Source organism: Metabacillus sp. SLBN-84, from assembly GCF_053629595.1.
Window position 1 is genome coordinate 1,583,726 of the sequence record NZ_JBRJIP010000001.1, and the last position, 23,848, is coordinate 1,607,573.

Here is a 23,848-nt window from a genome sequence, read left to right on the forward strand (position 1 = left end):
AACCATTTCTATTGTATCCATAAAACGGAAATGAAAATGATTACAAGTAAAAGAAGAGATCGTCAAGAATGAAGATTTTTAGTACGATACAGAGGAAGATACTAGAAATAATCGGGGGTGTCTGTATGAGTTTCATCTTTGAGAATGTTAGAAAAATATACCGTACAGGTGAAGTAGAGGTGCCTGCATTAAATGACGTGAGCATTGCCTGCGGAAAAGGAGAAATCATTGTCATTCTAGGACCATCCGGCTCCGGGAAATCCACCTTTCTGAACGTGGCCGGAGGCATTGACAGAGCGGACGGGGGACAGGTCACCGTCCAGGGAGAAAACCTTCATGAAATGAACGACAGGCAGCTAACGCTTTTCAGAAGAAAGCATGCGGGCTTTATTTTTCAGTCCTATAATCTTATTTCTGCACTGACTGTCAGGGAAAATGTTGAAACCGGCGCCGACATCAGCGATGATCCTCTTTCCCCTGAAGAAATCCTGGATAAGGTCGGAATGAGTGAACACCAGCACAAATTTCCCCATCAATTAAGCGGGGGAGAGCAGCAGAGAACAGCCATTGCACGGGCAATCGTAAAAAATCCAAGTATCTTGTTCTGCGATGAGCCGACAGGAGCTCTTGATGAAGAGACCGGGAAAAAAATTCTTTCGCTTATTCAGGAAATCAACCGCATATACGGTACAACCATTCTAATGATCACCCATAATCCAGGCATTGCCGATATGGCCCATACCGTTATGAAAATGAAAAGCGGAAAAATCATTGAAACCATTAAAAATGGGGCTCCAATACCTGCAGAGCAGGTGAAATGGGTATGAAAATCAAGGCCATGGCTCTGCGCACCATCAGGCAAAAGCCGCTGCAGTTTGGAGGTTCGGCGCTCCTTCTTGCGGTTGCCGTCATGCTTTTTGTAACGCTCTCAAGCACAATGGCACTGATGGATTCGAGCAATCAGCTGTTCAGAGAAAAATATAAGCAGGAGGATTTTCAATTTACAGCAGGAGAACGGCTGTCTGAGGATCAGCTCGGATCCTTTGGAAAGGAATTTGACGTAACAATCCAGGCCCGCCAATGGCAGGATATTGAATGGAAGGAGGGAGTTACTGCCCGGATTCTTTCCATTCAGCAAGGAATCAATGAACCGTATGTGGTAAAGGGCCGTTTGCCTGATGAAAAGAATGAAGCAGCCATAACCGCTTCTTTTGCAGATGCACACGGCCTGAAAGTGGGAGACAGCTGGGACGCCGGAGGGGAAACCTACAAAATCACAGCCCATGTTAATCTTCCGGACTATATTTACGGCGTACAAAACGAGAATGACCTGATGGCTGATCCGAAGACATTCGGTGTCGTCCTGATGGCCAAGGAGGATTTTCCTGGGGGAAATCAGCAGCCCGTCTATTATTCCGGTAGATTCTTTGAAAACGGCGATTCTCTAAGCAGTCTGAAAAAGGCCGTTTCAGAAACAGTTCCTGTCCTGAAATGGACCGATGCAAAAGACAACGTCAGAATTTCATACATTGACGCAGAAATTGAGTCCAATCAGTCATTTGGAAGTGTTATTCCAGTTTTTATTGGACTGCTTGCGCTGTTTATGGTTGTCTTAATGCTAAAACGGCAAATAGACGTCCAGTCCACTCAAATTGGAACCCTTCTTGCACTCGGGTATACGAGAAAAGAAGTCACGTTCTCCTTTATGATGTATCCTTTGATCATTTCCATTGCCGGCACGGTACTCGGCATAGCGTCGGGACTGATTGCAGCGGGGCCGCTGACAGAGCTCTACACCGCTTTTTACAATCTTCCCATCTTAAACCGGCTTGCCTTTGATCCGGTGACTCTGATTGCTGGATTTGCCGTGCCCATTTCCGTTCTTTGTCTGGCCGGTTTCCTGACAATCAGGAAAAAAGTCAACAAACCGCCGCTCCAACTGCTGCATTCAAGACCGTCTTTTTCAAGAAAAGGAGCGATAAAGCTCCCATTGAAATGGAGCTTTAAAAGAAGGTTCCGTCTGAAGATGCTGCTCAGCAGTCCATCCAAGAGCCTTGTACTCTTTACAGGAATTCTCTTCTCTTCCTTATTAGTCACCTTTGGATTCATTTCCATGAATTCAATGAACGTGCTCATGAAAAAGACATATGAAGATGCTTATCGCTATAACTATGCGGTCCATTATCAGGAAGTAAAAACGGAGCCTGCTCAGGCAGAGGAAAGTCCGTTTTCTGCATCAGAAGCCATAATTAAAGGAGAAGACGGCAGAAAAGACGTTAAAACGCAGCTCATCGGTATGGATCCCTCAACGCCAATGCTGAAACTGATTGACAGCAGCGGGACGGAGCTGAACGGCACGCTTCCTGATGGGGCAGTCGTAACGCAGGCTTTGGCTGCAGTTGAAGGTCTTAATGCCGGAGATTCCATCACGATTCAAAATCCCTGGACCGATCAGGAGCAATCCGTCACCGTCACTGGAGTGGCAGATATTTTCATCGGTCATGCCATCTACATGGAGCGAGGGGACGTGAACCGCTTTCTGAGCATTGAAGAAGATGCATATGTCGGAAAATGGACGCTTAAAAAGGAGTCTGGCGAAGCAATCGCTGCGATTGAAGACAAAAATGCCATGAAAAAAGGCATGGAACAGCTCCTTGAGCCGACCAACTATTCGGCAGCAGTCATCGGGGTCTTCGCATTCTTGATCGGACTCCTCATCATATACCTGATCACCAGCATGATGATGGATGAGCACACCGTGAACATTTCCCTGCTGAAAGTCATGGGCTATGACCGAAAAGAAATTTCATCCCTGCTTCTGAATGTCTATACTCCGGTCGTCATAGCGGGATACGTACTCGGTGTTCCCCTCGCATTTATCAGCTATAAAGGACTGATGGCATCCGTTTCGGAATCAACGGGATTTTCCCTTCCCATCGAACCTGACTATCTGATGACAGCCGCCGGTTTTGTCATCATCTATGCATCATATGTAATCTCCCTGCAGCTCTCAAAGCGAAAAATCAGCCGCATTCCGCTGCAGGAAGTGCTGAAGCGCCAGGAGTAGTTGGATTGTTATTGCCCTGGAAATTTGAGGCCGGTGAGAGCAGAGGAACGAATGGGATAAAAGTTCATAGAAGAGACGCCATGAAATACACCAATTAGCAGTGTCTAAGGAGTTCCGTTTGCGGCGCGAAAACTCTAAATAGCACATTAAATGCAGGTTGATTCGATTAGAATTTAACCTGCTATTTTTTTATTGCAAGGTTTATAACCTTCTTTGAAGAGGAAAAGTTCCCTGCTTAAAGACAAAAGCTATTAGTGATTATGAAACTTAGCGTTCAAATTGAAGCTATGAATTCTCCAACTCTATGGGATTTTTATGATAGTATTATAAATAATGGATATACCATTAAAAGGAAGATTTGAGAAGTGCACTTCTAGAAAAAGAAAAGTAACTTCTAAAAGAATCAGCAAATTGCAGGCTAATTGGACTTTATTGGAATGAATCTCAAACAACAGTATTAACTATGAACAGGGGCCTTTTCATGATTAAAGATTCAAAAATGAGAAAAATTCAGCAAAAATATAGAAATGATATCGAATTAAAAAGCAGTGAGCAGAAAAGTGGAGTTGAAGCAGTACTTATTATTTTTTCATTCATTTTCCTATTATACCTGGTGACTAAATTTACAGTTACAGAATTTGAGGGTATTCAACCAATCCAAGCTAATGATGTTGAGGCAAACTGGATGGAAGTCACTGTAGAAATTGATGATGCCTTAAAAAAGAATAATGATGAATATACCGGGATAGCAATAGACTTTAATCCTGAACCTTTAAAAATAATCATCAAGACTTCATTGAAAAAAACTAATCTGCAGGGTGATGAAAATCTAAATACAGTTATTAGTGCAGCTAATGAATATGTCGTATCAAATAATCTACCTGCTCTATTACAAGCAACTGATACTTATGAAATTATCGTACTATCAAAAAATAAAGAAGAAATAGCACGTAAAGAGTTTGATAACCAGGGGAGGTAAAATTTTATGGAGTTTAAAAAAGCATTTGCCTTCGGATACATGGTATTTTTGATGATCCTTGCGTTTATTTACTTCATCATTCCCTCAGAAAATACGTGGATTGCAATTATCATACTGTGTATACTCTTCGGGATCTATCAAGTAGTTATTGCTAATGCGTTAAAACAAAAATAAACAATTTATCTCAGCTCAACTGAGAACTGGTAATTTTGTTTTGTGAAAAACTCCGTTTATAGCGGTATGAATTAATGTGCAAAGCCATTCGCAGTGCCAAATACAGTGTGATTTCAGGTTTTCTCTCACAAAACGCAACAATTAAATTTCCTTGCTGGCTATGCAGCGACATTAAATTCAGCAGATGGTCATAAAGTCGAACCTTAAATTATCAGAAAAATGAAACTTTTACCGCCTTTTTACGTAAATTAAACTACTTTCATTTGGTTTGCAATTGTTTTATGAGGGAGGCCTAGTTTGAAAAAAAGAGACTATTCAATTATCGCTTTGGTCATATTTTTAGCAATGATGATCATCAATAATCTAAACATGGGGAATGAGGCAGAGATACTTCAAAAGGAAAAAGACAATCTGACAGAGCAGGTTGCAGCTTTTAAAGAGGACGAAGAAAAAAAATCTGTTGCATTGGAAGAGACATTAAAAGAAAATGAACGATTAAAAAATGATGCTGACGACCTTAAAAAAGAAATTGATCGCTTGAAATCACCAGTTTTGTATCAAGATTTCTTAGAAGCTGTTCGGACAGTCGAAGCGTATAAAAGGGAAGATTCATTTAATAAGGCAAAAGATTATTTTGGATTTTCATTAAATGGGGGGTTCTCACCTCTAGACAGAGCAGGGAATTGTCCTTGCAGTATTCATTTCGGGACCGGTAGCATTGACTGGGAACCAAATTCGGTGCTCGATCTTAAGAAGATGGGGACAGAAGGAGAAAAAATACTACTTACCTATCAAACAGGAGAAATGATAAAGGAGGATTATCAATTTGTCATGACGAAGACTGAAGGATTTAATGATAAGACTCTTAAGTGGAAGATCGAAGAAATTAATCCAATCAAGAGGTAGCGTATTTGTATCCATTTACAGCAGGCTGCACCGCTGTGAGAAGGGAGAATCTTATGAAGAAACTATTTATTACCGTCCTTATATTAGGAGTATTGTCTGGATGCACGAATTCATTTATAAACCTTTCAGGGCAAAGCAAAAGCTGGACCGGAAAATACACAGCAACTATGGATGGAAATGAAGAGCATGGCAGCTATGAATTTCATTTTAAGGACGGAAATGAGAGCACTTAATTTAACGCTCTTGACATAAACATAGGCGACGGAAAGACGACCCAATCAGAAAAAAATGTTAAAGCCGCTACGATTACTCTGTCTTCCAACTGCAGAGGATGTTCTTTAACAGGAAAAGGGGAAAAGCAGAAGGTGACAATTAAATGGGACGATCTGAATGAGGAAACCTTCTATTTGCAAGAGAAGTAAGTTTGACGAGCGAATTGATATGAAAGTTTACTTTGGAGGTCCGACAATTGAATAGGAACAGAAGAGGTATAAGAAGAAACTCATTTAAAGAGAAATGCAGGGAATTTGGATTTGAAATTCTGTTTGAAGTGGTTTGGAATATCATCACGTTTATTCCGAGATTGCTGTTTCGTTTTGTGAAAAGTATTTTTGATCATAATTAACAGTTATTGTACAGCTGCGATGGGATATATAAATATAAGATGAGGAGGCCAGTATGAAGATAAGAAATTCAACTATTACCGGTGAACATATATTCTTGCGGGAAATGAGACAAGAAGATTGGTCAGGTGTTCACCAATACGCTTCTCAAGAAAGGGCATGCGCTTTTCAGCCATGGGGCCCGAATACAGAAGAAGAGACGAAAACTTTCGTCAGCCAAATCGTTGAAGACTCCAGAATAGATAAAAGAACAAGATATGCTTTTGCCATCATTAACAAAAAAGACAAGAAAATGATAGGTGCAGCGGAACTAAACATAAGTGACTGGGAAAACAGGGCGGGGGAAATTTCATACATAGTGAATCCGGATTACTGGGGCAAGGGAGTTGCAGCCGAAGCGGCCAATTTACTAATCAAATTAGGTTTTAAAGAGTTTCGTCTTCATCGGATATATGCTACCTGTGATCCTGAAAATACAGGGTCGTTTCGCGTTATGGAGAAGGCTGGAATGAAAAAAGAAGGCCGAATCCGTGATCATCTAAAGTTGAAAGATAGATGGAGAGATTCATTGCTTTACAGTGTATTAGAATATGAATGGTTAGAATAATGCCCGACTCCATGGGCTGGTTATTTGTGTACAATGAGATGTTTGTACAGAACAAACTAATTGATTTTATCAGGATGAAGAAATAAACAGCCCTTTATTCCTAAAGAGGCTGTTTTTTTCATGCATTCGTTATTTTTTCATCTCCTGGTAATATACCTCAAGAAGCTTTTCGACTGGAATATCGTCAATTGTCATACCTGCTATATCACAATCTGCGATGCGCATGTTTTTCAGGCTGCTGTTCGTAATGGTCGTTCCCTGAAGGTCACATCTTTCAAAAGAGATTGGTTCTTCATCATCTCCGAGGTTTGTATCCATAAAGCGGGCTCCTGCAAGAGTGACTAATCTCATTTTGCTGTAAGAAAGGTTTAAATCCGCGAAAAATGAATGTCTGAAATTAATATTCTGAAATTTTGAGTGACTGAGGTTACAGTTGCTGATATGAGTATTCATTAAATTGCTGTTACTAAAGGAACTGCCTTCTGCGTTTACTTGATAGAACTCTGTTTGACTCATATTGCAGTTTTCATATTGAGTTTTCGAAAAATCTTGATTCTCTGTCAGCCTTTCTATATCTGCAGAACTTTCTCTTCTCTTTATATAACAGTATTCATCTTCTGTTTTGAAAGTGGTTCGATACCCCATCTTCTCGTAAAAATGGTGGTTATTCACTTGTCTGCTGGATGTCTCAAGGTCCCATGTTCTTACGGCCGGAAATTCCTCTTCCATTAACTCAATGACCTTTGAGCCAATTTTTTTTCCCTGATAATCGGGGGCCAGGAAGATCCGGTCTAATCTGCCGAAAGATTTACCCGTTATACTCACGATGATGCCGCCAACAATATGGCTGTTATAGATGATTTTAAAGTAAATCAATTCTTCAATCATATATTTTGTCATTTCAACTGAAGAATATCCAGGAGGCTGGATGTTGTAATCAATCATTTCCTGATTTGGAAGCCATCTTCTTGCTTCTTCATCAAATGCAGTTTTCATTATGTCTGTTAGCATTGCTGCATCTGATATGACTGCTCTTTCGATTGTTATCACTGTTTTATTCTCCCTTTTTCCAAATAGAAATAAATTCTGTTCAACTATAAAAATCTTTAAGTTTGCAGGCTGCCAAGTATATAATATCATGAAAAGTAAACGTTACCATATATTTAAAATTAAGTGGAATATTAGAAATGAGCAGATACATCTTTCATAGTTTGTTATTGTTTGGCCAAGTGATGATGCCATTGATTATTATAAGAAAAATGGGTATGCACATTGTGTAGAGCCGATGGAATATTTTCCTTCTTAAGTGAACGATTTAGTTCTTACGTTTGCCTTTGTTCATCGACAGAAATCGATGGCTGGGGCAAACGATAAGCCTCTAACTGTACTTGGATTTCACTCTATGATAATAGCCAAAAGATAAAAGAACGGTTCCTATGACAGCAGCTGTTGAAATGTAAACGCCATCCCAATCCTCCGAACTCCCTGCCAGGATCCAGACCTCATATGTGATAAAGATGAGTGATAAGACAATGACAATTCCCGACAGCATGGAACGGGCAATTTGTTTTGCTTCTGCAAGAGTCGTCTTTGGATTTGTTTTTTCACCTGAAACCATTTTACGGACTGCAAACAGCAAAACGAAAAGTCCCGCAGTAAGCAATAGAACATGCATCATATCTAAATCTCCTTTCTTCATTACTATTGGAAAATACTGATAAGATGAGTTTATCATAGGAAGGCTGAATTCAGATATATAAATTAGACCTCTCTGTTGAAAGAAATAAATGTTTCTTGAATGAAAAAAGGTGTTGTTACTGGTGTATCTATTTGGAATAATTAGTATGGATCAGGCGGATGAAGAGGATGCCTTGCCTGACTGCGGCCTCAAGAGAATGAAAGAGCTCGAGAGTTCCTGATTCATAGAAACTACATACAAAGGAAAGATAGATGATGAAATTCATTAAACGATTTATTTTAAACCGGCCTGCTGAAAAGCGGCTGGCATATTTTTACGGAATGATTGCAACAGATGAGCAGGTGTGGCTGCTTAAGGACGAGAATGGAGAATTGGTTCTAATTGAAGATGAACTTGGAGAGTATCCATTTTTACTGCCGGTTTGGCCAAGTCGAAGCTTTGCCGAGATGGAGGCAGCGCATGTCAATAAATCAGCCGCAGCATTCAACATGCCGCTTTCGGAATTTCTAGAAGAACTGCTGGTGGATATTGAAAAAGACGGGGGAGCTGCAGCCATTTTTCCAAACGAAAAGAATACGAGCATACAAAATCGTGACGAGATAAAGGAAATGCTCACCCGTATTTAATGGTCATCTAATTTGCTTCTGACAGGAGCGTCAATCAAGAAGGATTGGCGCTTTTTATGGCGAACTGTATTGGAATATTTGTATAAGGAGCCCTGTTCTATGAAAAAACTGTTAGCTGCAGCATTGCTCTTACTAAGCTGCTCTGTCTACATCCTGTTTAAACTGCTTCAAAGCCAACTGCACCTCCCCCATTTCTCCGCAGACGCCGTCAATCCCATAAGCTTTGAATGGAACAGCATTAATATCGACACCAAGTTTCAGGTGGGAGAACCCGGGTCTGTTTACCGAATCTGGTTAACGCCCATATACGTAATCGCAGGCTTGTCACTTATACTAATGTTTTTGCCATTGAAGAAGAGAAAAAGCAAAGTCTGAACATTCTCCTGTAGCCAGCTGAATTGAAGCATAGGCCGTCAGCTGCCTGATGAACAGCTTTCGCTATAGAGGGAAATAAGAAAGGGGAGGAACACAATGAAGAAAGATAAAAGTAAAATCAATACGGATGACGGCTGGAACCGTACTGTTTTCGGCAGTCCAACAATTGGCGGTTTTGCCGTCATCGGATTAATTGCCGTTTATATCGGATATCAATGGTTAGCCGGGTGATTGGCTGTTAATGAGGTGATTTTTATTTTACAAGTGGATAAGAAACCATGGCTGTTCATCAGTTCATTGATTTTGACAGTTTTCCTGTCATTTATTCCTGGCATAGGATACCGGGAGGAAGGAAACTACCGGTTTTTTGGAATGCCGGCTCAATGGCTTGGGTACTACGGAGACGACAAATCAGCTTCGAAATCTGGGGTTTTCTGTTGAATGTATGTATCATGTATTGGCTTTTATTTGGTGTCGTCAAACTGGTAAGTGGAAGATCTTCATGAAGATGATTTCCTGTTAAAAAGACGGATTTTATAAAGATGGAACGAATAAATCAAATGAGGTGTCTCACATAGAAAAAGTGCCGGCAAATACTCTCCTTAAGATTGAAGAGGATCTTAAGAAAAACGATTTAGGGAAAGCCAGGGACAGACTGCATGGATTAATTGCAACGTACCCTGATGAATTAGAGCTCCGCAGAAAATTAGGGGATATTTACTATGCATTGAAGTACCCGTCAATGGCAGGACGCTACTGGTATTTGGAAAAGAATAAAACACCTGAGATGCAGCATGCCTGTATTGAATTCGAAAAATCGATGGGTAATGATCCTTTTCAGGTTGTAAGAGCTTTAAAGTTTAAAGGTGATAAAGAAATAGTAAAAGATCTGGAATTCAGTGAGAATTTTTCACCTGTACAAAAAAAAGTAACTGAAAAACTGCTGGAGGAACCTGAGGATTCAGTGTTTGATAAACTGCTTGTTGCCGGCTGTCTTACAGTCTTAGTAGGTACCGTTCTATTTGCTGTTTTAGGAGTGTATTCATTTTTGAAATGGCTTTTCTAGCAATGGGAAATATATGAGGATAAAAGATAGGAGCGGATATTTTGTCAAAAGGATTGATTCACCACATTGAAATATATGTATCAGATCTAAAAAGATCTATTGAATTCTGGGGTTGTTTTCTTGAAGAACTGGGTTACAGCAAGTATCAGGAATGGGACCAGGGGCAGAGCTGGAAAATTGAAGATACTTACCTTGTCTTCGTACAAACACAGGAACAATATATGGACGTTTCTTTTAATAGGTGCCGAGTTGGCCTAAACCATCTGGCCTTTCACTCAAGTTCACGAGAGCACGTAGATGAAATGACAAGTAAATTAAAGTCGAAAGGGATTCCTATCCTTTATCCGGATAAACACCCATTCGCAGGTGGTAATGGACATTATGCCGTGTATTTTGAAGATCCTGATCGAATAAAAGTGGAACTTGTAGCGCCTTAAATCTTTCCTTCATAAGAAGGAAAAAGTCATATATTAATTAGCTTACATATCTAGTGCTATATAGATTGGCCAGCAACCGATCGTGAATACAATGATTGTTGAAATCGATGGATTTTATCATCAAATACTGATTACAGGAAAGAAATGTTCAAAACAAGAATTAAGACAGATGTATGTATGTGCAAAACAAATGACTGTTGATGTTTGTGATCTGCCCAGCATCTTTTGCAGAATAAATAAATTTGACATCGTCCCTTTTGAGGAAAATACTCAAGTGGATTTTGTAATTGATACAGATACGGACAGGATATATACTCCTTCATACTGAGCAAAGTCTACAAACAGCAGTCATCAACTTGGAGGAATGAGTTTTGGGACCAGCTTTTTCTCGTGTATTAATTAAAGATACAAGAAATAATATATTAGTTGTTCAGGACAGAGCGGATGACTGGAACTTCCCGGGCGGAAAGCAAGAAGCTGGTGAAACTCCTTTAGAATGTGCGAAACGAGAAGTAAAAGAAGAGATTGGAATAGATGTTAGTGATCTGATTGAGATTTGTAATGGATTCTTTTATTTCGGAGATATCAAATGGCACGGCTACTTTTATTTTGCAAATACCGCTAGTGGAATTCCCGCTATTAATGAAGTAGATAAGATTATAGGGATTCAATTTATTAATGATTTAAAATCAGTAAAATTCCATTCAGAATTATCACGGATAATTGATCAAATGTCTGGAAGTAAGCAGCTTGAAACAAGTACAACCACTTGGAACTAGAATATTCATTAAGAGGGCGTTAACCAAGAAGAGATTAACGCTTTTTTATTTCGAAGAAAGTAGGTGCAATATGCCATCAGGGAGATTGAAAATGATATCTGCTCTAAGGAACAATGTAGTTACCACACTTAGAGAAAAAGGTTTTAAAGGCTCCTTTCCTCATTTTCGACGAATCACTGATAAAAAAATAGATTTACTTACTTTCCAATTTGACAAGTACGGTGGTGGTTTTGTTGTTGAAGTTGCAAAGTGTTCTCCAAAAGGCCTTACTCATCACTGGGGCGAGAAAGTTCCGCCGAACAAAGTAACAGCACACGATGTACATCCCGATGATCGATTAAGGTTAAACGATGGACCAGATGATTGGTTTAGGTACGATCTAGCTAACGCTCCTGAGAGTATTTATGAAAAGGTCGCAATTGAGGTCTTGAATCATTTAGATGAAGCTGAAGCATATTGGGATAATAGCAAATAATTAATTTCTATCATTGACTCGCTGAATAAAAGTCTCCTAAGAACTATCGGTTTATAAGTTCAAAACAGAAAATATAAATTGGAACTTGTAGGTGAATTAGCATCAGAATTAGTCAGTAATGGACTTATATTGAGGAATTAGACAGGAGAGAATCAGAAATAGATACAATACATAATTTTTAGGAGCTGGCTTTTGATGTTGAAAAATGTTTGTAGATGCAAATTGACAAATTCATTTAAACTTGAAGCGGATTATGGGGCTGATCCAATTTGGTGCACCATATGTGGATGGAATCTTGACATTGATGAATTTCCATTGAAGGATGATCTTAAGAATGACTTATTTCAATGGGTTGAACAATACAAGAAAATTTCAGCTAATGAACATAATGCAATCGGGCAAAACCTGACTGAAAAGGTAAAAGAAGAATTGGGTTCTGAATATAGGATGATGTTTATTCCTCAGCATTACTAAAGTACAGTGTAAGAAACCTCTTATCCTACCGATGGTGCCCATAATAGCAAATTGTGTTAATCAATTAGAAAAGAATCGGGCGATGAATAATTGATGTATTAGAATAAGGAGAGTAAGAATGCGCGCAGCAATAGAAATGGAATTAGGAAAAATAAAAGGTTTGAAATTACAGTATGCAGGAAGAGCCTCCAACCTATTTTGGCTGGGGTTTGGTGAAATGGTTCAAATTATTAGGAGAGGTCAGATAGAAGAAATAGCAGAATATGCCTTACATATCCAATGTTCGTGGCGGATTACATCAGATAACAAAATTGTTATAGCTGCTCGCGATTTCTATTCTCCAAACTCGAAGTGGGACGGCCTTATTGAGGATTTCGATTGGGACATTCAAGGTAATAATCGATTTGATGAACGAATTAAATCTTTTATTAACGATAATGAACCAATAATCGTAGAAGAAATTGAAGTAGATGATATCGGGGGATTCTCGGTTATTTTATCAAGTGCTTATAAGTTAGAAACGTTTCCAGACAGTTCAGAAGAAGATGAGCATTGGAGGTTTTTTAATTCAAAAGAAAAAAGCCCTCACTTTGTTGTTTCCGGAGAAGGGATTGAAAGAATTTAATGCTCCGCAATCGGGAAATTGCAATCCAGTGCGATACAACTTTCGCAGAGACTTAACATTCAAGGAATAAAATTAGATTGGAAGGTTTTATGAAGAGAGAATATACACAAACATATACATACTTTGGAATAGAGAGCAATGGATGGATCAGCTCTAAAGGATTAGTTGGAAACAAAAATGGAATTTTTGATCCTAATGAAATCACAGATGAATTAGGGATCCAACCTTTTAGTTCCTGGAAGAAAGGTGATAAAAGAAGAGATTGCTCCGAATATCTTTTTTCATCTTGGGCTGCAGAAAGATCTGATAAAGACATTTTGGATGTCGAAGCACAATGTTTAGATACAATAAAGAATTTAAGAAATAAAATATCAGTGCTGCAGAATTTCAAGGAAAAATACGATTTAAATTACATATTGATGGTTGTACCGAGTATTTACGGTGAGGAAAAGCCTCACATTGCCTTCAACGAAGAGATTATCGAGTTTTGTTATTTGACAGGAACGACAATTAACTTTGATACGTACATTTATCATATTACGATTGGTGATCGAATTCTTGATTTTATCCATAGAATGAAGAAGATGATTTTTGGCATGAAAGCAAGGTAAGAGTTATTCCACAGTCGGGGACAATTCAGGAAGATCCAACCAGATTGGTTCCTCCAAAAGGATTAATACAAAGAGACGTATTTCTCTCATACAGAATGGAGGGGTTATCATTTTTAATAAAATGTTAGGAATTCAGGAGATTGATGATAAAAAAGTCAGGATAAACAACAGAGAAGCGGTCAGGGCTGTAATTATCCAAAACAATAAAATCCTTATGGTTCATTCAAATCTTGGAGACTATAAATTTCCAGGTGGTGGAGTAGAAAAGAATGAAAGTCATGCAGAAGGTCTAATGCGTGAGGTAGCAGAAGAGACAGGCTATTTAAACGGTTCATTTGGAGACAAAATGGGCGTTGTCATTGAAAGACATTTAGATGATTATGATAATGAATCTATCTTTCAAATGACTTCACATTATTATCTGTGTGAATTAACAGACGAGAAGGTCATTGGCCAACAGTTAGAGGATTACGAGTCTGAACAAGAATATACGCCTAAATGGGTAAAGCTTGAAGATGCGATAGAACAAAACCAAATCATTTTAAATCAATGTGAGAAGAACGTATGGATACACCGTGAAAATTTTGTTTTGACGGAATTAAAAAAATTAATGAATTAGTATAAGATTTGTTGTATCTTCTGCAGTTTGGGCGTTTTATGCAAAACGTCCAAACTATGAATAAGAATACTTAAACCCAACCCTTCAAACAAATGTGCGAATATCTTTTTTCAAGCACTCTCAACCCTTCGTCTGTAAGAAAAAACAGGATTGAGCACAGAACAGCATAATACATAAAATCTTCACTGATAAAGTAAAACAAAAACCCTCCTAATAAATGCAGGAATCCCGAAGCAAAAGCGCGTACAAAATTATACGATATCTTCTTAGTAATAAGCTCTGCAAGGATGGAAATTGGAAGCCCATAGGCTGTACAACCAATTATGCAGATGGCAAATACAATCAAACTTGAAAACAAAATAGATGGATCCAATTCAAAATTAGTAAAACCACCTGTATAAAAATATCCAGTATACATCATAGCAGAAATGACTACGACTATACATTTTCTATAAAAGCAGACTAACCGCTCCACTATTAACACTCCTTTTAAGCTTCAATTTATGATAGTTATTTCTAATGGTACCATATATTAACAGCAATTATTGATGGAACTTTAATTAATCTTGTTGGTTAATCTTTAAAAGAAAAAAGACTAGAATCCAAAGTGTTTTTTGGAATATAGAGTGGAGAATGAAACAAGACAAAAGATTGAGACATTTAGAATCTGGAGGAACTTTAAAGATAGAGGGAATTTCCTTTTCCAAATAGAATAATTTTTGAACGGGAATTTTAATGAAAAATGATAAATGGTGGTCTAAAATATGAAAAAGAATTTTCCTAGGAAAATACATATTATAGGTTCAGTAGGTAGTGGGAAAACAACGTTAGCAAGGGATTTATCCTCTAAATTGAATTTCCCATTCTATGAATTAGATAACGTCATTTGGATAAGGCATAACTCTGGTGATATAAGAAGAACTGAAGTAGAAAGAGATGAATATTTGAAAACTATTATTGATTCTGAAGCTTGGATTATAGAAGGGGTTCATAATGAAGAATGGGTTTCTAATAGCTTTCATAAAGCTGAATTAATCATCTTCTTAGATACAAATTATTCAGTGAGAACGTATCGAATTGTAAAGCGGTTCCTCTTACAGCAACTCAGATTAGAAAAGTCAAATTATAAACCTACATTTAAAATATTTTTAAAGATGTTTAAGTGGAATAGACATTTTGAAGAGGTGGGAAAACCAAATTTCTATAATAAATTCGGCAAATATAGTAACAAAATTTTAGTTGTAACTAATATGAGTGATATTGAGAATTACTTGAAATAGCAAAGGTCGCCGCGATATTATCCATAGAAAAGCAAAGAAAAGTGGAGAAAAGCAAAAAGAGGAATTTTCAATCAAAATAGTAGTAGTAGTTGCACAAGACCGAAATGGGAATATGATTGCTCGCAAAGCAGGTACTGGTCGGGTTAAATACGAAGAAATTGATGCAGTGATAGGGGAATTCATTCTTCCATCTGCATTGCTGTGCACTAATACTGCGATGAATGATAAAAAGTTTGCAAGGATAAGGGTTTGCTGCACGAAATCATTGCGATTCTTTAAGCACCCAAGGTATTTCTATTTCAAAATCCATCTGAAGAGTTGGACTGGAAAATCCATCAGGAACGAATTGTAAATCGTTTGAAAAAACAAAAGTGAAACGACCTATTTCAGATACATTGTTATTATTCCAACTGTTGGTGTTCACAGGTCTTCCCTTTATTATTTTGCCGACGATATGGTAGCAGCCGCTGTATAAGTGCAGACCCTTTTCATTGGGACCAAATTCTGATAAATGAACACACTTAGAAGGGTTAATACCTAGACTATTTAAGAATTTCAACTCTAAATTAGATGATGATTTCATAACTTCATAATAGTTCAAACAATCTAAGCATTGGCATAATATCCAATTATTGTTGTACTGCTTTTTAGTTGCATCAACATCCACTTCAATAATCCAATTATGGACTTCAACTTTTTGAAACAATTTCACCACTCCTTGAACTTATCCAAAATGACAACGATAAAGTACTAAGATTATATTCCTTATTTATAAGTCCTGCACATTAACGGATTAAGCCATATGCATAAACAATACCATAAAATTAAAATATCTTTAACGGAGGCGTTTGCAGATTCGTAAAGGGTTGTTGAATATGGATATATTGCTAATTGTGACAGGGAGGAAAGAGATATGAAATCAAAAGAAGTCGGCAAATTCTTAGGTTCAGACTGACGACACCATAGACATTTATAAAGAACTTAAAGAAGAGGTTCTATTATTCCAAAGAGGCCAACAATTAGAACAGAAATAAAACCGTCATCTAATAATATGAATTTCAAAAATGAATATATACCACTCTGACGTGATCCTTATGAGATTGCGTTTTTTTATTTGCGGCATTTAAGAATAAATTAAGAAATGCATAAGAAATCATTTCGAATTGTTCCTTACAATGAGTTCTAGTCAGCCGATAAGGCGACGAAAACTACTGATTGAAAAGGAGTTTATCGCATGGCAAAAAAAGCAGGTTATTACTCGGTTTTATCTCATCTTTGGATTCAGTGGATCATATTGGGGAGCATCTTGCTTAATACGTTTATGGTCTATCCGAATATTTTTCATAACGTACCGGAAACATTGGAATCATCCATGGATTGGATGGAAGCCGCAAGCCCCCATACTTATTTTCCACCGTTGGGATTTGCGAGTATCCTGACTGGTGTTCTGGCAGGGATTTTTGTGTGGAAGGTGAAACCGGCAAGAAAATGGGTACTCTTCAGCCTGCTGGCCATTCTATTAGAAGGGGCAGCTTCCATTCTTTTTGAGTGGCCCCGGAATGAGATTATGTTTATTGAAGGTGCTGACGTTCATTCTGCAGAATTTCTAAAGCAAACGGTGAAGGAATTTAAGATCGTACATTGGTTCAGGGTTATGTGCAATATATTTGGATCACTGTTCATCTTCGTAGGATTTATTAAGTTTGATCGTTTTATGACAGCAAAAGGAAATAACTAAATCATAGAAACGATTGCCGGACAGTGTGTTTTTTGAAGCTGGATAAACGTCCGGCTTTACCAGCACAAGAACTGAAAATATGAGTGTGAATGAGGAGGTGTCATAGAGGTGTCCTTAAAGAAAAGGCTGATTCTATCTAATATCGGTATGGTTATCATCCCGATTCTCGCTTTAATCATTGTCGAACTCGCTGCCGGGTATTTGTTTTTTTATGTGCTCGAAAGAAAGCCGGAAGGGGAGGACATGCAAGTCTTTCAAACCTTTCGTTTCGCAGCAATGATTGTGATACTGGCCATCACCAGCGGAATCCTGACCTATTCTCTTTCCAGAAGTATTCTTGATCCGATTGAGAAATTATCCACGACGGCGAAAAAGATCAGTGAAGGCGACCTCAATCACAGCTGTGCTTCAGATCAGAAGCATGAATTGGGGCAGCTGTCCAATACCTTTGAAGACATGCGGTTGAAACTGAAGAAAGCGGCAGCGGTTCAACAACAGTACGAGCTGAACCGACAGGAGCTCATTGCCAGTATTTCGCACGATCTAAAGACTCCCTTAACCTCGATAAAAGGATATGTGAGCGGCATTCAGGATGGAGTGGCGGGCACTCCTGAGAAACTGAACCGTTATCTTTCCAAAATTGAAAAAAACGCACATGAGATGGACGTCCTCATCGATGAACTGTTTCTCTATTCCAAGCTGGACCTTGAACAAATTCCATTTGCGTTTGAGAACGTAAAACTGGACGATTATTTTCATGATTTCATTGAGGAACTTTCGTTAACACTTGAACAGGAACAGGGGAAAGCGGTTCTGATCTATGATCCTCTTCAATCTTATAGTGTGGAAGCGGACAGGGAAAAATTAAACAGGGTCGTTATGAATATCAGCCAAAACAGTCTGAAGTACATGGATAAATCAGTGAAAGACATCCAGATTATCCTGAGTGGAAGGGGAAAGGAAGTTCAGGTGGAAATCAAAGATAATGGGAGCGGAATCCGGAAAAAGAATATTGATCATATTTTTGACAGCTTCTACCGGACAGACGAATCAAGAAATTCGTCTACTGGAGGCACTGGTCTCGGACTGTCGATAGCCAAAAAAATCATCGAAAAACACGGAGGGAAAATCTGGGCAGCGAGTGAACCGGGAGTGGGGACGAGTATTTATTTTACACTGAAAAAGGTGAATGAGCGTGAAGAAAATATTGATTATTGAAGACGAGACGGATATTGCTGAACTGGAAAGGGATTATTTAGAAGTGAACGGGTTTGACAGTGATATCGCTTCTACCGGGGAGGAAGGGCTGCACCTGGCAAGGACTCATTCGTACAATCTTATATTACTTGATTTAATGCTGCCGGGTATAGATGGGCTCGAGTTATGCAAAAAACTTCGGGACTTTCTGGATATTCCGATTCTCATGGTGACCGCCAGAAAAGAAGACATTGATAAAATCAGGGGATTCGACCGCGGGGCAGATGATTATATTGTAAAGCCCTTCACACCAAGTGAATTGGTTGCTCGCGTAAAAGCACATATTTCAAGATATGACCGGCTAATCAAGCGGGATTCCCTGAAAAATGAAATTGAGATTAAAAACCTGAGGGTGGACCTAGATTCCCGCAGAGTATACGTCGACAATAAAGAAAAAGCATTTACCGCAAAAGAGTTCGATTTATTGGTGTTCATGGCGATCCACCCTGAAAGAGTCTTCACGAAGGAACACCTATTCGAGAGGATCTGGGGATATGACTCTCTTGGGGACATCACGACGGTCACCGTCCACATCAGGAAAATCCGGGAGAAAATTGAGCAGGATCCATCTGCACCTAAGTTTATTGAAACCATTTGGGGAGTAGGGTACAGATTTAAAAAAGAATAGAAATACAATAAAAGGAAATGTAAAGACGGCTCATCTCTACTCGTTGAAGGAATAATGAGCATCTTTCTCGAAATCAATAATTAGTAGTGTATTAAATTAACTTTTGGATATGGAGTGAAGAAAATGATACGCAGTCTGGGTCAAGTAATGGTATATGTTAAAAATCAAGATCAAGCTAAGGATTTTTGGGTGGAAAAAGCAGGTTTTACCGTTATTGCAGACGAAGATAACAAACAAGGCATGAGATGGATCGAAGTAGCTCCGGAAGGGGGAGGAACAAGTATCGTGCTTCATAATAAAGACTTCATTGCTCAAATGGAACCTGAACTGAATCTCGGTACTCCTTCTCTCATGTTCTTTACAGACAACGTGGACCGTTTGTATGACGACTTAAAGAATAAAGGTGTGAAGGTCGGTGAGATTGTAGACTTACCATCCGGAAAACTATTAAACTTTGCCGATAATGAAGAAAATTATTTTGCCGTACAGGAAAGGCAGTAATGAAAGAAGCAACCTTGGAGTACGCCAAATTAGAAATATGATTTTGGCATGAAAGCAAGGTAAGTGCTATTTCAAAATACGGAGCGGCTGCAGCAAATGGATCGCCTTTTCTTAGTGGAAAATTGGGCGAGGGGGATAGAGTTTGTGGACAATGGCAATGAGCATAACAACATTCCAGTGTGGGCTTTTGAAAGAATTGAGATAGAAAAGCCAGACCCTGATTGGAAGGCCAAAGGTATTCGGGAAAGAGAAGAGCTTTACAATGTACTTTCAGCTTTTAATGTAAAACAAGTAGAGCATATTGGCAGTACAGCAGTTCCTAACTTGCCCGCTAAACCAATTATCGACTTAATGGCCTCTGTTCCATCATTGGAACTTATCAGCGAAATAGTGGAAAATCTAGCTTTACACCATTGGCATTATGTACCTCCTAAATTAGACAAACAGCCTTGGAGAAGATTTTTCGTGAAAGTGAAGAACGACAAACGAGTAGCACATTTGCAGTTGATGCAAGAAGGGGAAGAACGTTTGGAAAAACTCCTCATATTTAGAGATAAATTAAGAATTGACGCACACCTGGCAAATGAATACGCTGCAATGAAAAGTCAGTTAGCACGAGAATTTAAGGATGACCGTGAAAGATATACAGAAGCTAAAACAGAATTTATTAATAAGGTGTTATTTAGTTAAAAGTGGCGTTAGCCGAAAAGAATCGTTGCAATTGAATTTTATTAATCTTTTGGAGCTGCTGTATGGAAATAACCGATACAATTATTGATGTTTTAGATAGTGAAGGATTGTTAAGGAAAGCTGACATAGAGTTAAAGCAGATGAATAGTGGCACTACCAGTGGAGTCTTATATACTCTTTTATTTGATAAAAACCCTGCATATGTTATAAAAATAGATGATCAGAAAATCATAAGTTCAACTAAAGATTTCCTGCTGGCATACCAAGAAATTAGTGTATTACCTGATGTCATTTATGCGGATGAAAATGACAAATACATAGTTTACACTTACATCCTCGGAGAAACTCACAACAACCGAGGTTCTAAGAAAGAATGGATGACGAATTTAACCCGAAGTTTATTTACTAAATACTACAAGGTAAATGATGATATTTCTTGGGGCAGGGTTAATGGAAAATATAGAAGTACCTGGTCAGATTTTAACAGCATTAGTTTCCAGCTTGCTCAAGAAAGCATAGGAAATCACCTGCCTAATGAAGACCACAGAAGAGTCGAACGGTTAGTAGAGAAACTTAGAGATTTTCATAATGAAGAAGAAAAATATTATCTTCACGGAGATACAGGGGTTCATAATTTCATCTATTATTCAAATAAACTAGTGGGGGTTATAGATCCTTCACCTTTAATTGGTCCAAGGATTTATGATTTTACGTATGCGTTCTGCTCATCTCCAGATAGCCTTAATATAGAAACGCTGCTGCCATTATTTGCACTTTGGAAAGAAAATACACCTTTCACAGAAGAACGCCTTATAGATGAGGTGATTTTTCAACTGTATACCCGTATTGGTGTATGCATTAAAGTACATCCTCATGACTTAAGAAACTATATGAATGCTTGGAGTGAATGGAGGAAGTATCTTAATTGACCTGAAAATTAGTATATAGGATGAGTATTATTGAGCAATAGGGGCAACTATTGCATAAGATTAACCCCATTATTTAACAATGAAATTCGCAAATCTTCATAGTTTATTATTACACTAAGTAAATCCCGAATGAAGGTGAAAATGATTTTGAGGAGAGGTATTTTGAAAACCGTTAGAGCTGCTAAAAATGAGGATATGAGTTCGATTTTTATGATGGGTTATGATGCCTGGGGTGGAAAACTTGCTGTTCAGGATTATATGAATACATGTAAAGAATCTAGCAAGTACAAAAGTGGAGTATGGTATGTGCTGGTTGATACAGATACTAACGAGCTGCTAAGCTCGCTCATAATATATACGTTAAATCCTTCTAAAGACTTGATAGTTAAAGGGTTTGGATCTATAGCTACCCCTCCAGAATTAAGGGGGAAAGGTTATGCATCTCAGCTCATAAAAGAGACTATAAAAGAATTAGAAGAGAAAGAACAATGCAATTTGATTTTTCTGTACAGTGACATTGATCGTAATTTCTATAATAAAATGAATTTCAAAGCACTACCAGCTACTCAGCAAAAATATAAAAATAGTGTTTGTATGTATTACTCCACTGGATTAGAAATGGAGAATATGTCTTATGAAGTACCTGACTATTTTTAGAACATATTTAAAAATGAAAGTAAGTGAAATGTATGTTATTTCAAAATGGAAAACTGATCGTCCGTGAACTAGATTTAAAAGATAATTATTTGTTAGCAAAATGGCTTTCAAACTCATTCGTTTTAGAATATTACGAAGGCAGGGACAATCCATTTGATTTGGAAAGGGTTAATAATAAATTTTATAACCGCGAGACTGGTGTCACTCGCTGTGTGATTGAATACGACGGAGTAGAAATTGGATACATACAATATTACCTTTTAGATGAGCAGTCCATTAAAACATACGGTTATGATGGAATAGAAAATATTTATGGAACTGACCAATTTATTGGAGAAATTGACTATTGGAATAAAGGGATTGGAAAGCTTCTTGTGAATTCAATGGTAAAATTTCTAGTAGAACAAAAACATGCTGATAGAGTAGTCATGGATCCACAAACCTGGAATGAGAGGGCCATTAAGTGTTATGAAAAATGTGGTTTTAAAAAAGTGAAACTTCTTCCTGAACATGAATTTCACGAGGGACAATATCGTGATTGTTGGCTGATTGAGTATAAAAATCTAGTTAGTATTCATGAAACAATTGTGGATTTAATGGAATAAGAAAGAGAACTCCTTTTTTAAATTGGAGTTCCTTTTTTTATTTTCCCGATCTGTTACGAAATCTAAGACGTATAAGGCCATTTCCATCTATAAAGTGACTAAGCTAACTTCACTTGTACATCAAAAGCAGTATAGTCATTCCTCCAAACAGCTGAAGCCTTTTCTTTTTAAAACAATTAAGCTGGAATTAATAGCTGAACGAATTATTGAAGGGAGATCATAATGAATTTATTTCATTATCACTGGTGGACGCATAAAACAGAAGAGATGGAAAACTTTTACGTGAAATTAGGCTTTAAGGTCACTATAAGAGTAGGCAGGTTGAAAGGTAAGTTTGAAGCTTTTAACCCTCCGCTGCAATGGAATGATTTTAGACATGAGGATATCAAGTTTAGAATTATCGAAATGGTAAAAGGGCAAACAAATATTACATTTGGCAATGGTATTCGTGACATTTTTGATCATTTCGGATTTTTAGTGGATTCAGCTGAATATGATCAGATCATTTATAGCGCAAAAGATCTGGGGTGGGAAGTGAATGAAGATGTACGGAGAACGTTTATCTCTACCCCTTGGAAAGTGAAAGTAGAAGTACAAAAAAGAAGAGATGTTGTTCAAGAGGAAAATCATACACAAATTGACCAGATGGAAATACACTTACCATTCTCCAATAACAACCCTTCATTATTCAATACGCTTTTTGGTCAGAAAACAATTCAGAAAAACTCAGAGGTAGTAATCATCGGGAACGACGATTGGACGATAAAGTTTGTAGATTCCACTGTGACACGTTTACATTCTGTTTCATTTAACTCGGATCGTCTTTCTCTAATGCAGCAGACCCGGTCAATACCTGCCTAATTGGGCATGATTCAGACTAATATTGAAGCCTTTCTTTTCGTTAAGTGTAATCATAATAAAAAGGGGGAGACTAGATGAATTATGTACAAGTTCGTGTAGCTAGACCAACAAACAACTTACAGGAAATCGTTCAGTTTTATGGAGAAGGATTAGGGTTGAAACAAATCGGGCAATTTCAAAATCATGAAGGCTATGACGGGGTTATGTTTGGTATTCCGGATGCATCCTACCATTTAGAATTTACCCAGCACATAGATGGAAGTCCTTGCCCAGCTCCAACAAAAGATAATTTACTTGTTTTCTATATTCCTGTTCAAGATGAAATTCAGCGTTTACATAGCCATTTGACAACAATGGGCTACAAGGAGGTCGAACCTGAAAATCCTTACTGGAAAGAGTCTGGTGTTACGATTGAAGATCCAGATGGCTGGCGTATCGTTTTAATGTGTACTAAAGGAATTTAGTTGAAGTTTTTTATAAAAAAACAAAGGAACTTCTAAGTTTGAAGTTCCTTACATATAACAACTTCACAATTCTTGCTAAATCATGCCCACACAAAA

General features: G+C 38.0%; 31 protein-coding genes and 1 pseudogene. 28 read left to right on the plus strand and 4 right to left on the minus strand.

The window, feature by feature from the left end:
* Window positions 1-125 precede the first annotated feature (125 nt).
* From RKD52_RS07870 to RKD52_RS07895, 6 genes are all read left to right on the plus strand, one after another.
* Window positions 126-827 (plus strand): ABC transporter ATP-binding protein, encoded by a 702-nt coding sequence (locus RKD52_RS07870; protein ID WP_454099271.1) that lies wholly within the window; start codon window positions 126-128, stop codon window positions 825-827.
* Window positions 824-3,067, plus strand: a complete 2,244-nt coding sequence (locus RKD52_RS07875; RefSeq protein ID WP_454099272.1) for an ABC transporter permease — start codon at window positions 824-826, stop codon at window positions 3,065-3,067. Before RKD52_RS07870 ends, RKD52_RS07875 begins: the two co-directional genes overlap by 4 nt.
* Before the next feature lie 481 nt (window positions 3,068-3,548).
* The gene (locus RKD52_RS07880; protein WP_454099273.1) at window positions 3,549-4,046 is read left to right on the plus strand and encodes a hypothetical protein; all 498 of its coding nucleotides are present in this window, start codon (window positions 3,549-3,551) and stop codon (window positions 4,044-4,046) included.
* Window positions 4,047-4,517: 471 nt separating this feature from the next.
* Window positions 4,518-5,126, plus strand: coding sequence for a hypothetical protein (locus RKD52_RS07885; RefSeq protein ID WP_454099274.1), 609 nt, complete (start codon window positions 4,518-4,520; stop codon window positions 5,124-5,126).
* 53 nt (window positions 5,127-5,179) lie between these two features.
* Entirely contained in the window at window positions 5,180-5,359 is a 180-nt protein-coding gene (locus RKD52_RS07890) for a hypothetical protein (RefSeq protein ID WP_454099275.1), read from the plus strand.
* 445 nt (window positions 5,360-5,804) lie between these two features.
* Window positions 5,805-6,356 (plus strand): GNAT family N-acetyltransferase, encoded by a 552-nt coding sequence (locus tag RKD52_RS07895; RefSeq protein ID WP_454099276.1) that lies wholly within the window; start codon window positions 5,805-5,807, stop codon window positions 6,354-6,356.
* A gap of 129 nt (window positions 6,357-6,485) precedes the next feature.
* On the opposite strand, the gene RKD52_RS07900 is transcribed toward RKD52_RS07895, so the two are convergent.
* Window positions 6,486-7,367, minus strand: coding sequence for a GNAT family N-acetyltransferase (locus RKD52_RS07900; protein ID WP_454101166.1), 882 nt, complete (start codon window positions 7,365-7,367; stop codon window positions 6,486-6,488).
* A gap of 367 nt (window positions 7,368-7,734) precedes the next feature.
* Entirely contained in the window at window positions 7,735-8,034 is a 300-nt protein-coding gene (locus RKD52_RS07905; protein ID WP_454099277.1) for a hypothetical protein, read from the minus strand.
* Between the two features lie 272 nt (window positions 8,035-8,306).
* Between RKD52_RS07905 and RKD52_RS07910 the strand changes: the two genes are divergently transcribed.
* From RKD52_RS07910 to RKD52_RS07955, 10 genes are all read left to right on the plus strand, one after another.
* A complete protein-coding gene (locus tag RKD52_RS07910) occupies window positions 8,307-8,681 on the plus strand; it encodes a DUF2750 domain-containing protein (RefSeq protein WP_454099278.1) in 375 nt (124 codons plus the stop codon).
* Window positions 8,682-9,152: 471 nt separating this feature from the next.
* Window positions 9,153-9,287, plus strand: coding sequence for a hypothetical protein (locus RKD52_RS07915; RefSeq protein WP_454099279.1), 135 nt, complete (start codon window positions 9,153-9,155; stop codon window positions 9,285-9,287).
* Window positions 9,288-9,630: 343 nt separating this feature from the next.
* The gene (locus RKD52_RS07920) at window positions 9,631-10,122 is read left to right on the plus strand and encodes a DUF6584 family protein (protein WP_454101167.1); all 492 of its coding nucleotides are present in this window, start codon (window positions 9,631-9,633) and stop codon (window positions 10,120-10,122) included.
* 41 nt (window positions 10,123-10,163) lie between these two features.
* Entirely contained in the window at window positions 10,164-10,559 is a 396-nt protein-coding gene (locus tag RKD52_RS07925; RefSeq protein WP_454099280.1) for a VOC family protein, read from the plus strand.
* A gap of 371 nt (window positions 10,560-10,930) precedes the next feature.
* Window positions 10,931-11,338, plus strand: a complete 408-nt coding sequence (locus RKD52_RS07930) for an NUDIX hydrolase (protein ID WP_454099281.1) — start codon at window positions 10,931-10,933, stop codon at window positions 11,336-11,338.
* A complete protein-coding gene (locus RKD52_RS07935; protein WP_454099282.1) occupies window positions 11,310-11,813 on the plus strand; it encodes a DUF4304 domain-containing protein in 504 nt (167 codons plus the stop codon). Before RKD52_RS07930 ends, RKD52_RS07935 begins: the two co-directional genes overlap by 29 nt.
* 195 nt (window positions 11,814-12,008) lie before the next feature.
* Window positions 12,009-12,287 carry a hypothetical protein gene (locus RKD52_RS07940; RefSeq protein ID WP_454099283.1) on the plus strand — a complete coding sequence of 93 codons (279 nt, stop codon included), beginning with the start codon at window positions 12,009-12,011 and terminating at the stop codon, window positions 12,285-12,287.
* Window positions 12,288-12,405: 118 nt separating this feature from the next.
* Window positions 12,406-12,912 carry a hypothetical protein gene (locus RKD52_RS07945; RefSeq protein WP_454099284.1) on the plus strand — a complete coding sequence of 169 codons (507 nt, stop codon included), beginning with the start codon at window positions 12,406-12,408 and terminating at the stop codon, window positions 12,910-12,912.
* An 89-nt stretch (window positions 12,913-13,001) separates the two neighbouring features.
* Window positions 13,002-13,523: a DUF4279 domain-containing protein gene (locus tag RKD52_RS07950; protein WP_454099285.1), complete on the plus strand. Its 522-nt coding sequence runs from the start codon at window positions 13,002-13,004 to the stop codon at window positions 13,521-13,523.
* A gap of 121 nt (window positions 13,524-13,644) precedes the next feature.
* Window positions 13,645-14,142, plus strand: coding sequence for an NUDIX hydrolase (locus RKD52_RS07955; protein WP_454099286.1), 498 nt, complete (start codon window positions 13,645-13,647; stop codon window positions 14,140-14,142).
* Between the two features lie 70 nt (window positions 14,143-14,212).
* On the opposite strand, the gene RKD52_RS07960 is transcribed toward RKD52_RS07955, so the two are convergent.
* The gene (locus RKD52_RS07960) at window positions 14,213-14,617 is read right to left on the minus strand and encodes a hypothetical protein (protein WP_454099287.1); all 405 of its coding nucleotides are present in this window, start codon (window positions 14,615-14,617) and stop codon (window positions 14,213-14,215) included.
* 289 nt (window positions 14,618-14,906) lie between these two features.
* Here RKD52_RS07960 and RKD52_RS07965 point away from each other — a divergent pair, with 289 nt between their 5' ends.
* Together RKD52_RS07965 and RKD52_RS07970 are read left to right on the plus strand one after the other, a co-directional pair.
* Window positions 14,907-15,422 (plus strand): AAA family ATPase, encoded by a 516-nt coding sequence (locus tag RKD52_RS07965; RefSeq protein WP_454099288.1) that lies wholly within the window; start codon window positions 14,907-14,909, stop codon window positions 15,420-15,422.
* Between the two features lies 1 nt (window position 15,423).
* A pseudogene (locus RKD52_RS07970) lies at window positions 15,424-15,669 on the plus strand (IS1595 family transposase); the annotation flags it as partial.
* Between the two features lie 15 nt (window positions 15,670-15,684).
* Here the strand turns inward: RKD52_RS07970 and RKD52_RS07975 are convergent.
* Window positions 15,685-16,128, minus strand: a complete 444-nt coding sequence (locus RKD52_RS07975) for a hypothetical protein (protein ID WP_454099289.1) — start codon at window positions 16,126-16,128, stop codon at window positions 15,685-15,687.
* 528 nt (window positions 16,129-16,656) lie between these two features.
* Between RKD52_RS07975 and RKD52_RS07980 the strand changes: the two genes are divergently transcribed.
* From RKD52_RS07980 to RKD52_RS08025, 10 genes are all read left to right on the plus strand, one after another.
* The gene (locus tag RKD52_RS07980) at window positions 16,657-17,160 is read left to right on the plus strand and encodes a hypothetical protein (RefSeq protein ID WP_454099290.1); all 504 of its coding nucleotides are present in this window, start codon (window positions 16,657-16,659) and stop codon (window positions 17,158-17,160) included.
* Window positions 17,161-17,268: 108 nt separating this feature from the next.
* Complete coding sequence (locus tag RKD52_RS07985) at window positions 17,269-18,378, plus strand: sensor histidine kinase (protein WP_454099291.1); 1,110 nt, start codon at window positions 17,269-17,271, stop codon at window positions 18,376-18,378.
* A complete protein-coding gene (locus RKD52_RS07990) occupies window positions 18,356-19,045 on the plus strand; it encodes a response regulator transcription factor (RefSeq protein WP_454099292.1) in 690 nt (229 codons plus the stop codon). Before RKD52_RS07985 ends, RKD52_RS07990 begins: the two co-directional genes overlap by 23 nt.
* A gap of 123 nt (window positions 19,046-19,168) precedes the next feature.
* Window positions 19,169-19,546 (plus strand): VOC family protein, encoded by a 378-nt coding sequence (locus RKD52_RS07995; RefSeq protein ID WP_454099293.1) that lies wholly within the window; start codon window positions 19,169-19,171, stop codon window positions 19,544-19,546.
* Between the two features lie 144 nt (window positions 19,547-19,690).
* Window positions 19,691-20,236, plus strand: a complete 546-nt coding sequence (locus tag RKD52_RS08000) for a GrpB family protein (RefSeq protein ID WP_454099294.1) — start codon at window positions 19,691-19,693, stop codon at window positions 20,234-20,236.
* Window positions 20,237-20,298: 62 nt separating this feature from the next.
* The gene (locus tag RKD52_RS08005; RefSeq protein WP_454099295.1) at window positions 20,299-21,165 is read left to right on the plus strand and encodes a phosphotransferase; all 867 of its coding nucleotides are present in this window, start codon (window positions 20,299-20,301) and stop codon (window positions 21,163-21,165) included.
* A gap of 162 nt (window positions 21,166-21,327) precedes the next feature.
* Window positions 21,328-21,822, plus strand: a complete 495-nt coding sequence (locus RKD52_RS08010; RefSeq protein ID WP_454099296.1) for a GNAT family N-acetyltransferase — start codon at window positions 21,328-21,330, stop codon at window positions 21,820-21,822.
* 32 nt (window positions 21,823-21,854) lie between these two features.
* Window positions 21,855-22,427 carry a GNAT family N-acetyltransferase gene (locus RKD52_RS08015; protein ID WP_454099297.1) on the plus strand — a complete coding sequence of 191 codons (573 nt, stop codon included), beginning with the start codon at window positions 21,855-21,857 and terminating at the stop codon, window positions 22,425-22,427.
* A 222-nt stretch (window positions 22,428-22,649) separates the two neighbouring features.
* Window positions 22,650-23,288, plus strand: coding sequence for a hypothetical protein (locus tag RKD52_RS08020; RefSeq protein ID WP_454099298.1), 639 nt, complete (start codon window positions 22,650-22,652; stop codon window positions 23,286-23,288).
* Window positions 23,289-23,362: 74 nt separating this feature from the next.
* Complete coding sequence (locus RKD52_RS08025; protein ID WP_454099299.1) at window positions 23,363-23,752, plus strand: VOC family protein; 390 nt, start codon at window positions 23,363-23,365, stop codon at window positions 23,750-23,752.
* Window positions 23,753-23,848 lie beyond the last annotated feature (96 nt).